The 14,065-nt window shown below is 35.4% G+C and carries 13 protein-coding genes; 10 read left to right on the top strand and 3 right to left on the bottom strand.

Annotated elements, in window-relative coordinates; translation table 11 throughout:
* The first annotated feature begins 253 nt into the window (after positions 1-253).
* The 3 genes from CAO17_RS11125 (at position 254) to CAO17_RS11115 (ending at position 3,351) form a co-directional block, all read left to right on the top strand.
* Positions 254-1,072: a S1C family serine protease gene (locus CAO17_RS11125; protein ID WP_085992829.1), complete on the top strand. Its 819-nt coding sequence runs from the start codon at positions 254-256 to the stop codon at positions 1,070-1,072.
* Between the two features lie 255 nt (positions 1,073-1,327).
* On the top strand, positions 1,328-2,053 hold the full coding sequence (gene sigI / locus CAO17_RS11120) for an RNA polymerase sigma factor SigI (RefSeq protein WP_085992828.1): 726 nt from the start codon (positions 1,328-1,330) through the stop codon (positions 2,051-2,053).
* The gene (locus tag CAO17_RS11115; RefSeq protein ID WP_085992827.1) at positions 2,050-3,351 is read left to right on the top strand and encodes an anti-sigma factor domain-containing protein; all 1,302 of its coding nucleotides are present in this window, start codon (positions 2,050-2,052) and stop codon (positions 3,349-3,351) included. The genes sigI and CAO17_RS11115 overlap by 4 nt, the downstream gene beginning before the upstream one ends.
* Positions 3,352-3,397: 46 nt before the next feature.
* On the opposite strand, the gene CAO17_RS11110 is transcribed toward CAO17_RS11115, so the two are convergent.
* Entirely contained in the window at positions 3,398-3,631 is a 234-nt protein-coding gene (locus tag CAO17_RS11110) for a YhdB family protein (protein WP_085992826.1), read from the bottom strand.
* Between the two features lie 175 nt (positions 3,632-3,806).
* Between CAO17_RS11110 and CAO17_RS11105 the strand changes: the two genes are divergently transcribed.
* From CAO17_RS11105 to CAO17_RS11090, 4 genes are all read left to right on the top strand, one after another.
* Positions 3,807-4,520: a YhcN/YlaJ family sporulation lipoprotein gene (locus CAO17_RS11105; protein WP_085992825.1), complete on the top strand. Its 714-nt coding sequence runs from the start codon at positions 3,807-3,809 to the stop codon at positions 4,518-4,520.
* 184 nt (positions 4,521-4,704) lie between these two features.
* The gene (locus tag CAO17_RS11100) at positions 4,705-6,075 is read left to right on the top strand and encodes a dipeptidase (protein ID WP_085992824.1); all 1,371 of its coding nucleotides are present in this window, start codon (positions 4,705-4,707) and stop codon (positions 6,073-6,075) included.
* Positions 6,076-6,091: 16 nt separating this feature from the next.
* The gene (locus CAO17_RS11095) at positions 6,092-6,853 is read left to right on the top strand and encodes a (S)-benzoin forming benzil reductase (RefSeq protein WP_085992823.1); all 762 of its coding nucleotides are present in this window, start codon (positions 6,092-6,094) and stop codon (positions 6,851-6,853) included.
* A gap of 389 nt (positions 6,854-7,242) precedes the next feature.
* The gene (locus CAO17_RS11090) at positions 7,243-7,356 is read left to right on the top strand and encodes a YjcZ family sporulation protein (RefSeq protein WP_085992822.1); all 114 of its coding nucleotides are present in this window, start codon (positions 7,243-7,245) and stop codon (positions 7,354-7,356) included.
* A 343-nt stretch (positions 7,357-7,699) separates the two neighbouring features.
* Here the strand turns inward: CAO17_RS11090 and CAO17_RS11085 are convergent, their stop codons facing one another.
* Both CAO17_RS11085 and CAO17_RS11080 read right to left on the bottom strand, forming a co-directional pair.
* Positions 7,700-9,340: a putative ABC transporter permease subunit gene (locus tag CAO17_RS11085; protein WP_085992821.1), complete on the bottom strand. Its 1,641-nt coding sequence runs from the start codon at positions 9,338-9,340 to the stop codon at positions 7,700-7,702.
* Positions 9,333-10,055 carry an ABC transporter ATP-binding protein gene (locus CAO17_RS11080; RefSeq protein WP_085992820.1) on the bottom strand — a complete coding sequence of 241 codons (723 nt, stop codon included), beginning with the start codon at positions 10,053-10,055 and terminating at the stop codon, positions 9,333-9,335. Before CAO17_RS11080 ends, CAO17_RS11085 begins: the two co-directional genes overlap by 8 nt.
* A gap of 159 nt (positions 10,056-10,214) precedes the next feature.
* On the opposite strand from CAO17_RS11080, the gene map reads away from it, so the two are divergent.
* The 3 genes from map (at position 10,215) to CAO17_RS11065 (ending at position 14,017) form a co-directional block, all read left to right on the top strand.
* A complete protein-coding gene (map, locus tag CAO17_RS11075) occupies positions 10,215-10,970 on the top strand; it encodes a type I methionyl aminopeptidase (protein WP_085992819.1) in 756 nt (251 codons plus the stop codon).
* Between the two features lie 221 nt (positions 10,971-11,191).
* Positions 11,192-11,962 (top strand): cobalamin-binding protein, encoded by a 771-nt coding sequence (locus tag CAO17_RS11070; protein WP_085992818.1) that lies wholly within the window; start codon positions 11,192-11,194, stop codon positions 11,960-11,962.
* A gap of 735 nt (positions 11,963-12,697) precedes the next feature.
* Positions 12,698-14,017: a hemolysin family protein gene (locus CAO17_RS11065; protein ID WP_085992817.1), complete on the top strand. Its 1,320-nt coding sequence runs from the start codon at positions 12,698-12,700 to the stop codon at positions 14,015-14,017.
* The last annotated feature ends 48 nt before the right edge of the window (positions 14,018-14,065 follow it).

The following is a 14,065-nucleotide window of genomic DNA, read 5'->3' as shown; positions in this document are numbered from 1 at the left end:
GTTCAGTGAATTCTCACTGTTATAAAAAATATGTTGTGTTAAAAGAATTTGCTTCGTAAGCAACTATTCTATTCGGAAGCTTTACGTTTTGTAATCATATTTACACAATTATGTGTGTTTGTAACTTCCATTATAATAACCTAAATCGTGGTACAATAAAAGAAAAAGAATAGACGGAACATTAATCAATTAATGGAACAAAATATACGAAAAGTGAAAGTGACTGTTTAGAACCTTTTTTATGAGGTGACGCATGGATAAAAGAGAGCATAATAAACCAGATGTTATTGATGAAGATTTATATGAAGAATTTGATGAAGAGGAACTGTATGAATTAGTTCAAGAGGAAAAGAAAAAAGCTATCGAAAGGGCTGAGCAACGCAAGAATAATCCTACAAGACGCCCTTTCCCGAAATGGATTTTTTGGATTATTGCAGTTGCAATGGTGATAAATGTATTAGCACTTATTCCACAAACCTACTCCATACCAGCAATTGAATTTTTAAAGACATCGGCAAGCTTAACGTTAGATGAAGATATCCAAGCGTATAAGCAAGCTGTGGTTGTTGTCGAGACTGAAAATAGTAAAGGGACAGGTTTTGCTATTTCTAGTGATGGAGCCATTTTGACCAATCATCATGTTATTGAAGATAAAAGAAACCTTACCGTTGCATTTCCTGACCATGGTTTATTTGAAGCAGAGGTAGTTAAATCTGAGCCATCTATTGACTTAGCAGTATTACAAGTCGATGGAGAGGAACTACCACATTTAACTTTGGCTGAAAGTCCGGCATTTGAACAGGATCAGGCGATTCAATTTATAGGAAATCCATTACGATTTAATGGAATAGCAAATGAAGGTAATATAATAGGACCCACTAAATTGGATGGCTGGGAAGAGCAGGTTATCATGATTGAAGCACCTGTTTATCGCGGAAATAGTGGTAGCCCCATAATAAATGAACAAGGCAATGTTATTGGTGTAATCTTCGCAACTTTAAACCATGACCAGCATGGGAAGGTAGGGTTATTTGTACCAATTGATTTATATTTCAAGTATGTAAAAAAATGACGGATTAAAAAAATATAGTAATAGTTATTTAAAGAAAATGTAATGCAATTGAGATAGCCACAGTTTAGTAGGTTGCGTTATGATAGAACTATGCTGAAAAAGTATATATTATGACGAAAAAAGTCTAATCAAAGATGGTGAAATCATCATGTTAGTAATATTTTACAGATATAAAAAAAATAATAGATTTAAAACTGCACCCAAAAAGATGAGTCATCAATCGAAAACTATAATAGATCAGGTGGATTTAATAGAATGATCAATTCGTTAGAAGATAAACCACTAGAGGAAATGATTATCTCAGCACAAAATGGCGACATAAGTGTTCTTAACCATTTACTTCGAACCTACCAACCTTTTATAGCAAAATGTGTCTCCGAGGTTTGTAAACGATATATTAATCCTAGAACAGATGATGAGTTCAGTATTGGATTATCCGCGTTTAATGAGGCTATCAACTCTTACTCTCCGGAAAAGGGAAGTTCATTTTTACCTTTTGCGAAGCTAGTGATTAAACGTAAAATTATTGATTATATCAGAGCAAACCAAAGAGGAATCAAGGCAGTATCATTAGATGAAACCTATGATGATGTTCAAATGGAAAATCCAATGGAGATACGGATAGCAAAAGAAAAATATAGGGAAAGACAGGATGTTTTAAAACTAACCGAAGAAATTTTCGATTTCAAACAGAAACTGTCAGAATTTAAATTAAGCTTTGAAGAGCTTACAAAAGTTTCTCCCAAACATAGGGATGCCCGTGATTCTGCGGTAAGAGTTGCGAGAGTATTGTATGAAGAAGAGAATCTAAGGGAATATGTTTTTAAGAAGAAGAAAATCCCTATGAAGCATCTTGCTAACAAGGTAGACGTGAGTAAAAAAACGTTAGAACGTAATCGAAAATTTATATTAGCTATTTTTATTGTACTGAGTGAGGAGTTTATTTATTTAAAGGACTATCTTAAGGGTGTGGGTCAGTGAAAAAGGGAATCATACTTGAAAAGCATCGGAACTATACTATTTTTTTAACCAAGGATGGAGAGTTTGTTAAAGGATATGTAACGGACGATAGGCAAATAGGGGAAGAGGTTGTCTTTGAACCACTAAAAGAGAAAAAGAAAACTCCCCACTTTCCCATGAAGGGAAAACATATAGTGCCTCGCATGATAACACTTGCTTGTATATGTATTTTATTAATGCTTCCTTTTTACTTTATTCCAGGTACAAAGGAAGCATATGCTTATGTGACAGTAGATATTAACCCAAGTGTTGAAATCGAAATTGATAAAAACTGTTTGGTCCGGGATATCCAGCCATTAAATGATGATGCAAAAGTTATAATTGAACAGCTTAGAGATTATCAAGGTGAAAAAGTGGAAATCGTTATTCAACAAGTTTTGGAACAAAGCGAAGAATTTGAACTAATTAATAGGGATAAGAATGTCCTTGTAGGCTTTAGCTTTACCAGTGATGAAAAGTTAGCCGAAGATAAGAAAGTCATACAAGAGATGGAAAAACTTTTTCAAACTAGTGAACCGGATTGGAACATAGCAGCATTCTATGTGCCAAATAATATTCGCAAATTGGCATTGGAAAAAAATACATCGATGAATAAATTAATGGTTTCGGCGGTAACGAGTGATCAATCCAATCATAACAAAGAATATCATGCCTTTGATGATAATGAATTAAAGATTATTCATGCCTTTTATAATAAAGAGGAAGAAACAAAAGATAATGATGAAGAAATTATAGATAATGAAGAGGAAGTTATAAAAAATGATGATAAAAAATTAAAACCGGAAAAAGTCGATAAAAATGTGGAAAAAGTTGAGGTAGAGAATCATGATGATACTACAAATGAAGAGGAAATAGATAGACCAGAACCAGATAATATTTCAGCTATTCAAGAAAAGCAGAAGACAAACGATGAATCTTCTACCAATACAGTAAAAAATAAAGATACGGATACGGATAAGGATGAAAGAAATTCAGGTGAGCTAAAAAAGAGAAAAAGTCATTCGAATGAACCAAATAAAGTAAAAGAAAAAAAACATCCCAGCGAACTAAAGAAAAAGAATGGGGAATTGAATTCGAATGGGAAGAATAAAAGTAATAACGGCAATCTTAATGAAAGAAACAAGAAGCATAATCATGGAAAATCACATAATAATGGCAACCATGGCAATCATGGAAAAGGTAATAATGGCAACGAAAAGCCAGGCAATCAGGGCAATAATGGAAACTCGAACGGAAATCACCGTGGGTATGCTCAATAAAAAAGGAAAAGCAGCAAAATAGCTACTTTTCCTTTTTTTATTACCTCTAAATATTCATGGTAAATGCAGGAGTTTGTTTCATTGCATGGTCGATATAATATAGAAGGTTATCATGGGACTCCATGATTTTTCTTTGGTCCAGTGAATAATTATAGGAATGTAAAAATTGTTGAATTTTCTTGGAAAGTAAATCATCATTGGTGCGAACCATTAAAACAAGTAAATCATCCCATTGTCCCCAAAGCGTATAGTATAGTGCTTTGTCATAATCTGGAACCATTTTCCCCCTCCTTAATCAATCATTCAAGGGTTCTTTTATATTGTCCCCATTTTTACTATTACATGTGTAAAACTTTAATGGTGTGTTTACCATAATTAGGTTTAGGGCTAGTGACATAATTAAAATCTAATGAAACATACTATGTGCAGGTTCAAATTAAAAGGAGGTTAATTAATTGAAGAAACAACTTATCACTGGAGCAGTTATCGTATCCTTGGCATTGGCAGGTTGTCAAGGAGCAAATGAAGGGGCAAGCCCGAATAATGCTGATCGTATTGATCATCCTCGTTATGGTACGAATACTGGAGACGGTATGACGAATGTCCGTAACTACACGATGGAACGAGATGCTGATCGACTACAGAACCGTGATTTTCGAGATATTAATAACCGAACCAATGATGATTTGAACCGTACGAACAATAATTTTTATAATCGCATGGATAACGATGCAGATACCAATAATAATAATACCAATCATGTTCGTGACAATCGTAATGAAAACCGATATCATGTAGCGGAAGAGGCAGCTGATCGCATTTCTGATCGAGTGAAGGAAATTGACAATGTTTATGTTTTAACAACGAATAATAATGCCTATGTTGCTGCTGAACTCGATACAGACAGAAATGATGACAATAATCGAAATCCGGAGAGGAACAATCAGAACAGATTTGATGATCGATTATCGGATGACGTTAAAGGCAAGATTTCTGATATTGTAAAATCTGTGGATAATGATATTGATAATGTATATATATCGACCAATCCGGATTTCTTCGATTTAGCAAATAACTATGTAGATGATGTAGACCGTGGTGAGCCGGTTGAAGGATTCTTTGATCAATTTGGTAACATGATTGAGCGTATTTTCCCTCAAAATCGATAAAATCAAGGCGAGTGACTCTTAGTGGGCCACTCGCTTTTTTTAAAATACAAGTTTATTTCAGTTGATGTTTTGAATGTCAACGGTGTTGTATTTTTCTAACTAGACTCTTGTTTTTCCGATTTATTTAGGATTCTACATGTATTATGCTAAAATAACTTTGGATATTGAATTTGGAGGTAATGATATGAGTGAGAAGGCTTTAGCATATTTACAAGAACATCGCGAGAGATTAGTATCAAAACTGAGTGATTTTTTATCGATACCAAGTGTTAGTACAGATAGTGCTTATAAGGAGGATATCCATAACGCAGCAGATTTTCTTGTTACATATTTAAAAGATATTCAATTTGAAAATGTAGAGAAGCAGGATACAGCCGGACATCCTATCGTTTATGCGGAATATAATGGGGCTGGACTTGAGGCTCCAACTGTTCTTTTTTATGGTCATTATGATGTACAACCTGTTGACCCTATTGATCAATGGGATAGTGATCCATTTAAACCAGAGATTAGGGATGGAAGATTATATGCACGTGGATCCAGTGATGATAAGGGACAGGTGTTTATGCATCTTGCTGTATTCGAAGCCTATATGAAAACAGAAGGAAAACTTCCTCTCAACATTAAAGTATGTATTGAGGGAGAAGAAGAAATAGGTAGCGAAAACTTATATGAGAGATTACAATCAAAAAAAGAACAATTCCAAGCAGATTTTGCTGTTATTTCTGATTCTGGAATGGTGGCCAAAAACCAGCCAACTATTTTGTATGGATTAAAAGGCTTTACGGGAATTGAAATAACTGTAACAGGACCGGATCATGATTTACATTCTGGAATGTATGGTGGTGCTGTTCGAAATCCAATTATGGCATTAAATCATATTTTGGCCTCTATGAAGAATATTGATGAAGTCATTACTGTAGATGGCTTTTATGATGATGTTGAACCTTTAACAAAAGAGGAACGGAAACGAATGGCAGACGTTCCTAGTGAAGACTATGTAACGTCAACTGGAATTCCAGAAACCGTTTCCGAGAAGGGATATACGGCACAGGAACATACTATGGCAAGACCAACCTTTGAAATCAATGGAATGTATGGTGGTTATCAAGGAGAAGGTACAAAGACAATTATTCCATCATCGGCAACAGCAAAGATTACTTGTCGATTGGTTCCTGGTCAGGATCCGGAAAAAATTCAAGCATTACTTGAAAAACATGTGCAGAAGGTTGCTCCAAAAGGCGTAACAGTTAAAGTGAAGAAAGAAAAATTATCTGCAAAAGCCTATAAAGTTGAACCGAATCATCCACTAATTACAAAGGCTGCAGAAAGCTATACAAAAGCATTTGGAAAAGAAACGGTATTCATACGAATGGGTGGATCGATACCAGTAGTAGAGTGGATAGAAGCAATTTATGATATACCTATCGTCTTATTAGGATTTGGTACGCCAGATGACCGTCTTCATTCACCAAATGAAAGTTTCCCACTAGATAGTTTTGATAAGGGGATGGAAACTTTAGTATATTACTGGGAAAAGGTACGTGAGAACTAAAAAAGGAGTTTTTGAAATGACAAAATTCGCCATTGTAACAGGTGAATCTAAGGGACTTGGTGAAGGAATTGCAACATTGTTTTTAGAATCAGGTGTGAGTGTTATAGGTATTTCTAGAAGTGAAAACCATCAATTACCAGTTATTGCTGAAAAAAATAATCAGCTTTATAAACATTTTCGTTGCGATTTAAGTGACCCAAATGAAGTACAAAATACGTTTAACAATATGAAGGATTTTATTGCCTCGGAAAAGGAATTAACGAATGTTTTTTTAGTGAATAATGCTGCAGCAGTTAAACCAATTAATCAAGCGATGAATATAAAAAGCGAGGATCTTGTTCGTCATGTTCAGATTAACATGGTTGCACCTATGTTGTTAACGAACTTATTTTTAAATGAGGCAAATGCTATGGATGTTCCCGCCATTGCTGTAATGGTTACTTCAGGAGCAGCTGAGCGTCCAATTTATGGATGGAGTGCATACTGTTCTACGAAAGCTAGTATGAATATGTATACTAAAACAGTTGCATTGGAACAAGAGGAGTTAGAGACAGGCAATAAGGTTATTGCCTTTAATCCAGGTGTTATGGATACAGAAATGCAGGAAACCATTCGTTCCAGTACGAAGGAGCAATTTTCCGATGTAGAACGTTATCAAGATCTGAAAGAAAACAGTCAGCTAAACCCACCAAAAACTGTTGCAAGTGTGTTGATTGATATTTTAAATGATGAGGATGTTGGTAACGGTAAGGTCTATAACGTGAAAAATTATCTATAAGAGGTTATTCAAAAAGTCAGGTAAAAATTGACACCCGTATCAAGGGACCTTCGACTAAGTAACGTACGTTCTGTGACGACTCCGAAGTCACCATATCCTGTGGAAACTCGTTGGCTTACTTTTCCGCGTCTCATGTACTATTCATGTACATTCCAGTGCTCAAAGCTATGCCGCACCGAACTTTCGACGCAAAGGATGTGCTAGTGTCGGCGCTCTTTACAAATGTTTTCGGTGGGACGAGTAATCGCAGTCCCGGGGCGTAGACCTTAGCCGATCGTTCTTTTTATCTTTCTTTTTAAACACTTTCTATAAAAACTTAGGTAAATACCCTCCCATTTTCCAGCTTTTTGAATATAGTAAATTAGCTTGAAATAAGGAGGGGGAAGGTTATGGGTAAAGAAGGTGGAGTAGGTTACGGCTCAGGTTTTGCACTGTTAGTCGTACTATTTATTTTATTAATTATCATTGGTACTGCATACACAGGCGGTTATGGAGGATATTAGTAAATAAGGAAAATGCAGTGGAGAGCTCCACTGCATTTTTTTAATTAGGCTGTTTTGGTATATATTTTGTGTCGCAGTAGAAAGATGATGTGCAATAAGCTGTCATTTGAGCAAAAATACCGCTGCGGAAATACACTGCGCTTTCCGTGGGCGGCTGCTGAGCCCTCCTCGTGCTACGCACTCCGGGGTTTCACCTAGGCCTCTGCTCCCACTGGAGTCTCCGTATATTTCCTCCGCTATTTTCGTGCATAACCGCTCTACCCGGAGCGGAAATCAACGTAAACAACATTACTACCGCATTCTATCTATTTTGTGCATAACAACAATCCTTTACAAAACACCCTTAAATATACTGCTGATGCTTCTCTCTTTGCTTTCTTTCTAGTAAGCCCTGTACAATACCTGTTGCTATTCCTATACAGAGTATCAATATTACTGCAAGGAGATAGATTTCTTGAATGAAATGAATGTTCCAGAGAATAAGACCAATCATACCGAAAACTCCTGCAGTAAATATAAGAGACAGAAATCCTATCAAACGCATTCTAAATAGTTCCTGTTCATCTGTCCAGTTTAACTTGGGTTCTATAAAATCCAAATAAACACCGAGTGTACTTGTATACCAGCTACCAGTGATACTGAGAAACAACCATAGTAAAATAATTTCTAAAGAGACATTTAGGTAGATAATGATAATAGCTAAAATTCCTATTGTCAGAAAGTCAATAATAGTGGACACAGCTATTTTACTTGTTAATATTTGTCTTGGATGTAGCGGTAAAAATAAATTACTTGACCAATTTTTACCTTCCCGTGATATAGAAGTATAGGATGTTGGGTTTGCTCCAACACTAAATATAGTTGCAAGAAATAAAATAAGCAAAATTTGTTTATCGGTAAAACTTTCCGATAAACTAAACAGGGAAGTACTACCAAAATCAAGCATAAAAATAATCATGATAAAAAACGGCCCAAATAAACTTTGAATAACACATTGCATAAGAAACGTTGGTGTTCGAAATATAATTCGTAATTCTTTTTTCATGTAAGTGAACCAAATTGGTTTTAGCTTCAGGTTCTTACTCATATTTTTATTTGAAACTGATTTTTTATTGCCAGTATTTATACCTAATGCCCCTTTTAGATAAAGTAGTTGACCAAGCCAAATAAACAGTGCGAAGGCTATGAAGCAAACCATTACGTATAATAATAGGGTGAGAATTCCTACCCAGGAGCTGGCCTCAGTAAGAACTTTTGTATTCAAATATGCAGGTGGGTAGAATCCCGTCAACCACATTAATAAACCATCTTGTTCTTGAACGAATGATAGCGTGTTTTCCATCATAGCTTCATTATCTGTATTTATGCGTACAAACACATTTATCCCAATAATAAATAAAAAGCTTGAAATCCCAGCTATCAGTTTTGACCGGTCTTTATTTTTAGCGATATTGACAAATCGCATGATAAACATAACAAGCACTGCAGCAAGTGAAAAAGGAACAATGGGTAGAAATAGGAGACTAATACATCCATATACATAAAACAGGAAGGATGCTTCACTTATGTTCCCATAGAAATAGAAAAAGGGTATGTATAAAGCACCTGTTGTGATATAAAGATAGATAAAAGGATTTACCGCTTTACTTACTAATAGTTGATAAGGCTGGAAAGGAAATGGAATAAATGATTCCATGTCCTCTGCAAAATAAAATGTACCTAAGACAGTGATAATGCTTATAAAGAATAATAGAAAATGTAAGCTTAAAAATAACAACCCCAAGACAATTGATTCTTGCCCCATTGGTTCAAAGGTTGTATATAGGCTGTATACTAGGCTACGTAAGACATCCATGTATATAATAAGTATTGGTAATAAGAATAAGAAGGCAATAATATACAATATGGTATGAGAAGCCTTACGATCTGGGTTCCGATATTGCATTTTTAACATCGTTTTAGCTAGTAGCATTGTTTTAAGCATCGTTTGTCAACTCCAAAAATACTTTTTCCAAAGAGTCATAGGATGGGTATTGTTCACTTAATTCTTTTAAACTTCCGTAAAATAATAATTCCCCATGGTTAATGATAGCTATCTCATCTACTAATTGTTCAACTACCTCTAAACCATGACTGGAAAAGAAAACAGTGTTACCTCTTTGTTTATTTTCGCGCATCATTTCTTTTAAAATAAATGATGATTTGGGGTCAAGTCCTGTTAGCGGCTCATCCAATATCCAAATGGGAGGGTCGTGAAGTAATACACCTGTTACAATAATTTTTTGCCTCATCCCATGTGAATAGGTTTGAATATAGTCATGTAAAGCTTCATATATGGAAAATTGTTTCGTTATTTTTTCAATGCGTTCCTGTCGTATTTCAGATGGAATGTTAAAGATATCCCCAATAAAGTTTAGATACTCGATTCCTTTTAGCCTCAGGAACATATCAGGGCGATCTGGAACAAGTCCAAAACATCTTTTGGCTTCTATTGGCTGTTTCTCTATGTCATAACCATTTAGTGTTATGCTACCTTCATCAATAGGGAGGATACCGGTCATCATTTTTATGGTCGTTGATTTACCTGCACCATTAGGCCCAATAAAACCAATAATTTTCCCTTTTGGAATAGAAAGATTTAGGTTATCGATAACTCGTTTGTTCGAATAAAATTTAGACACATTCTGTATGTTAATCATTGTAAACCTCCTTTAAAGATTGTCGTTCCCCTTTAAAACAATTGCACTGCAGGATGGAATGGAATATGATAAAATTTATAAGGTTAATACTATTTTACGAGATAATTACCTGTATTGTATATAGAATATTCATTTTTAGCTAGAGAAAGGAAGAGGCTATTGATTACTAGAAAAAGTAAACGTGAGATTGAAAAAATGCAGGCAGCAGGTGATCTGCTTGTCCAAACCCACAAAGAAATTGCAAAAATGATCAAACCAGGTATAACAACATTGGAAATAGATTCATTTGTGGAAGATTTTTTAGTGAAGCATGGAGCAACTCCAGAGCAGAAAGGATATAGTGGCTATCCTTATGCTATTTGTGCTTCGATTAATGATGAAATCTGCCATGGTTTCCCACGTGAAGAGAAATTGCAGGATGGGGATATAGTCACCATTGATATGGTCGTAAATTTAGATGGCGGACTCGCGGATTCTGCTTGGACCTATGCTGTAGGAAATGTAGATGAAAAAGGGAAACGATTAATGGAAGTAACTAAAGAATCCCTTTATAAGGGGATTGAGCAAGCTAAAGTAGGTAATCGTATTGGGGATATTGGTCATGCTATCCAGACTTATGCAGAAGGAGAAGGCTTTTCTGTTGTTCGTGACTTTACAGGACATGGAATTGGACCAACCCTTCATGAAGATCCACATATTCCCCACTTTGGATTACCCAATAAAGGGTTACGCTTGAAAGAGGGAATGGTCATTACGATTGAACCGATGATTAATGAGGGAGCATGGCAAAGTAAAATGGACTCTAATAACTGGACAGCTAGAACGGTTGACCAAGGACGTTCTGCTCAGTATGAACATACCCTTGTGATTACCAAGGATGGCCCACATATAATAACTGACCAAGACAAAGAATAATAAAATCAAAGCTCTTAGAAATTCAAATTAGGGTTAATTCTAAGAGCTTTATTATAGTAATAGACGACTGAAAATTAGTTATTTTTAAATAGGGGTAATGTATATAATCACGTTGCAGTAGAAAGCTCCAAATTTCGTGTGAAGTTATTTTGCATTTTAAAATTAAGCATATAAGACAGTTTAATTACAATTATTTACATATATGAGGGGAGAGAGGTTTTTTGAGAGTTGTTTCAATTTGTCCTAGTAATACGGAGGTTCTTGGTTACTTAGGGAAAACAGATTTATTAGTTGGCGTTGATAACTATTCAGATTGGCCGTTATCTGTAAAAGATTTACCTAGAGTTGGACCTGATTTATCCATTGATATGGATAAGGTGGCAGATTTAAATCCAGACCTCGTTATTGCTTCGTTAAGTGTTCCGGGGATGGAGAAGAATATCGAAGCACTAAAAGAAAGGAATTTGCCTTACATTGTTTTAAATCCTAATTCACTAGAAGAGATTGCTGATGATATTCAAATCGTTGGGGAGGCAATTGGATTTAGAGAGCTAGGACAAATTAAATCAGACGAATTTCGATCTAAAGTAAAAAATTATCGACAACAATCGCAAGGAATAAACAATAAACCAACTTTATATTGGGAATGGTGGCCAAAACCTATTTTTACACCAGGAGGACTCAATTGGTTAACGGAAATAAGCGAACTAGCAGGTGGAGAAAACATCTTTGCATCTGAAGAGGTTGCAAGCTTTCGAACGGATTGGGAGGATGTGAAAACTCGTAATCCGGATCATATATGTATGGTATGGGTAGGGGTAAAAGAAGAAAAGATGAATCCAGAATTAGTGATAAAACGCCCAGGCTGGAAGGAAAATATGAAGGCCATACAAGAAGGTAACATTCATGTGTTAGAGGAGTCCCTCTTCTGCCGACCATCCCCAAGACTACTAGAGGGGCTAGAAAAATTAGCGGCTGTTTTAAATAAATGATTGATTTTGTCCAGTGGTTTTACCAGATTAATTATTACTTTAGTGAATAAAAATAATTGTCGAATTGGATGTTGACAGGTTATACGTAAGTTAATATATAAATATTCTCCTGAAGGGAAGTAGCCGTACAGTAGAATCTCATTTTGAAGTGTATTTACTCCCGATTCTGCTTGCAAGGATATCGTTTTAGCAAGACCTTTACTGTTTTGAGTATAGGTCTATTAATTTGCTTGGGTGTTACTATGGACTAATCTTTTTTAGAAGGGTCCGCTAGCAGTTAACTTATGCACCATAAATCCTCCTAACGTAAATAATTTCATTATTTTGGTAAACTATAAATAACAGAAGATGGGGCAGAGGCAAAAGTATTTTTTCAAAACAAAACTAAGTTGGTGCGAAAAGCCGTCTCGGAAATATACTTTACGCAGCATAGGGCGGCTGTAGAACCAACTTAGGATTATGATGTTGGCCGAGAAAGCGTTACCAAAAAAGGTTTTCGATGGGTGAGTAACCGCAGTCCCAGGACGTGGCGTTCTTAGCCTTCGTTGCACTACGTGTCACTTAGGCTTCGTATCTCGTAGGAATAGGAACGTTTTAACAGCGAAACACACGCAGAAAAAGTGGTTTCCTTTTTTAAAGGAGCCTACTTAATCCGTGTATTGTTCGTCTTTTGAGTTACATACATTAATTATATCCCAGCCTCATATTAGCGAAGCCATTTTGGAGGGAATATTTTTGACAGTTGCTATATTAATACTAATCATCCTGATTATACTTAATGCATTTTTTGCAGCATCTGAAATTGCATTAATCGGACTCAACGATAATAAAATTAAAAAAATGGCCGATACCGGGGATAAAAAAGCGATAATGCTGTATAACTTGATATCAGAGCCCAGTCGGTTTTTAAGTACTATTCAAATTGGTATAACATTGGCCGGTTTTTTAGCAAGTGCTTTTGCTGCTGACTTCTTTGCGGGACCACTTGCTAATGCCGTCTATGAGTTAGGGGTTCCTCTTTCCCTTGATGTGTTGAAAACCATCTCAGTTATTGTGATTACCATCACTTTATCCTATTTTACATTAGTGTTTGGAGAACTTGTTCCAAAACAGATTGCATTGCAGAAAGCTGAATTTATCGCTAATATTGCCGTCAAACCATTAACACTATTATTTAAATTAACATTACCAATCGTTAAATTACTAACATTTTCTACCAACACGGTAGTTCGTTTGTTTGGAGTGGATCCAAATGCACAGAATGAAGAAGCGACTGAAGATGAAATTAGAATGATGATTGATATTGGTGAAGAACGTGGAAACATTAAGGATACGGAGAAATTAATGATTAATAACATATTTGAATTTAATGATAAAGATGTAACAGATATTATTACACATCGAACAGATATGTCAGTCCTGTCCATTGATGCTAGTTTAGATGAGACATTAAATATGGTTAATGAATTTGGATATACTAGGTTCCCTGTATTTGAAGGTGATATGGACAACATTGTTGGTATCCTTCATGTAAAAGACATGTTTCATTATATAAAAAATGAACGACAATCCTTTCATTTAAAAGATATTATTCGTGAACCGCATTTTGTTTTGGAAACGTTTAGTATCGATGTATTACTCACGAATATGCAGCAAAAAAACATTCATATTGCTATTGTTTTAGATGAATATGGTGGAACGGAGGGGCTAGTTACTATTGAGGATGTAATCGAAGAAATCGTTGGAGAAATTTTTAGTGAAAGCATTAAATCTGAAGTGAATGAAGAAGAAATGAAACAAATTAAACCAAACGAATATGAAATTGACGGAACATTTAACCTTTGGAAGCTTGAAGATGCATTGGATACAGAATTTCCTTCAGATGACTTTGACACAGTAAGTGGATTTCTTATTGATCAAATTGGATATATACCTACCAAAGAAGAACGTCCAGTTATAAACTATAAAAACTTTCATTTTGAAGTTATAGAAGTAGGAGACTTTAGAATCGAGAAAGTTATCCTCCGCATTAATGATAACAAAAAGAAACAATAAACATAGGACGTAATTCAAATCACAAAGGTGCTGGGACATAGCTTGAGT

This window comes from Oceanobacillus senegalensis (genome assembly GCF_900176885.1).
GTDB classification, from domain to species: domain Bacteria; phylum Bacillota; class Bacilli; order Bacillales; family Amphibacillaceae; genus Oceanobacillus; species Oceanobacillus senegalensis.
This window is presented reverse-complemented; position numbering and strand designations above follow the sequence as displayed.

Excerpts from the sequence above, each read along its gene's own strand:
- sigI (WP_085992828.1), top strand. The coding sequence starts at position 1,328 with ATGATCAATTCGTTAGAAGATAAACCACTAGAGGAAATGATTATCTCA.
- CAO17_RS11090 (WP_085992822.1), top strand. The coding sequence starts at position 7,243 with ATGGGTAAAGAAGGTGGAGTAGGTTACGGCTCAGGTTTTGCACTGTTA.
- CAO17_RS11080 (WP_085992820.1), bottom strand. The coding sequence starts at position 10,055 with ATGATTAACATACAGAATGTGTCTAAATTTTATTCGAACAAACGAGTT.
- CAO17_RS11085 (WP_085992821.1), bottom strand. The coding sequence starts at position 9,340 with ATGCTTAAAACAATGCTACTAGCTAAAACGATGTTAAAAATGCAATAT.
- CAO17_RS11100 (WP_085992824.1), top strand. The coding sequence starts at position 4,705 with ATGAGTGAGAAGGCTTTAGCATATTTACAAGAACATCGCGAGAGATTA.
- CAO17_RS11095 (WP_085992823.1), top strand. The coding sequence starts at position 6,092 with ATGACAAAATTCGCCATTGTAACAGGTGAATCTAAGGGACTTGGTGAA.
- CAO17_RS11110 (WP_085992826.1), bottom strand. The coding sequence starts at position 3,631 with ATGGTTCCAGATTATGACAAAGCACTATACTATACGCTTTGGGGACAA.
- CAO17_RS11125 (WP_085992829.1), top strand. The coding sequence starts at position 254 with ATGGATAAAAGAGAGCATAATAAACCAGATGTTATTGATGAAGATTTA.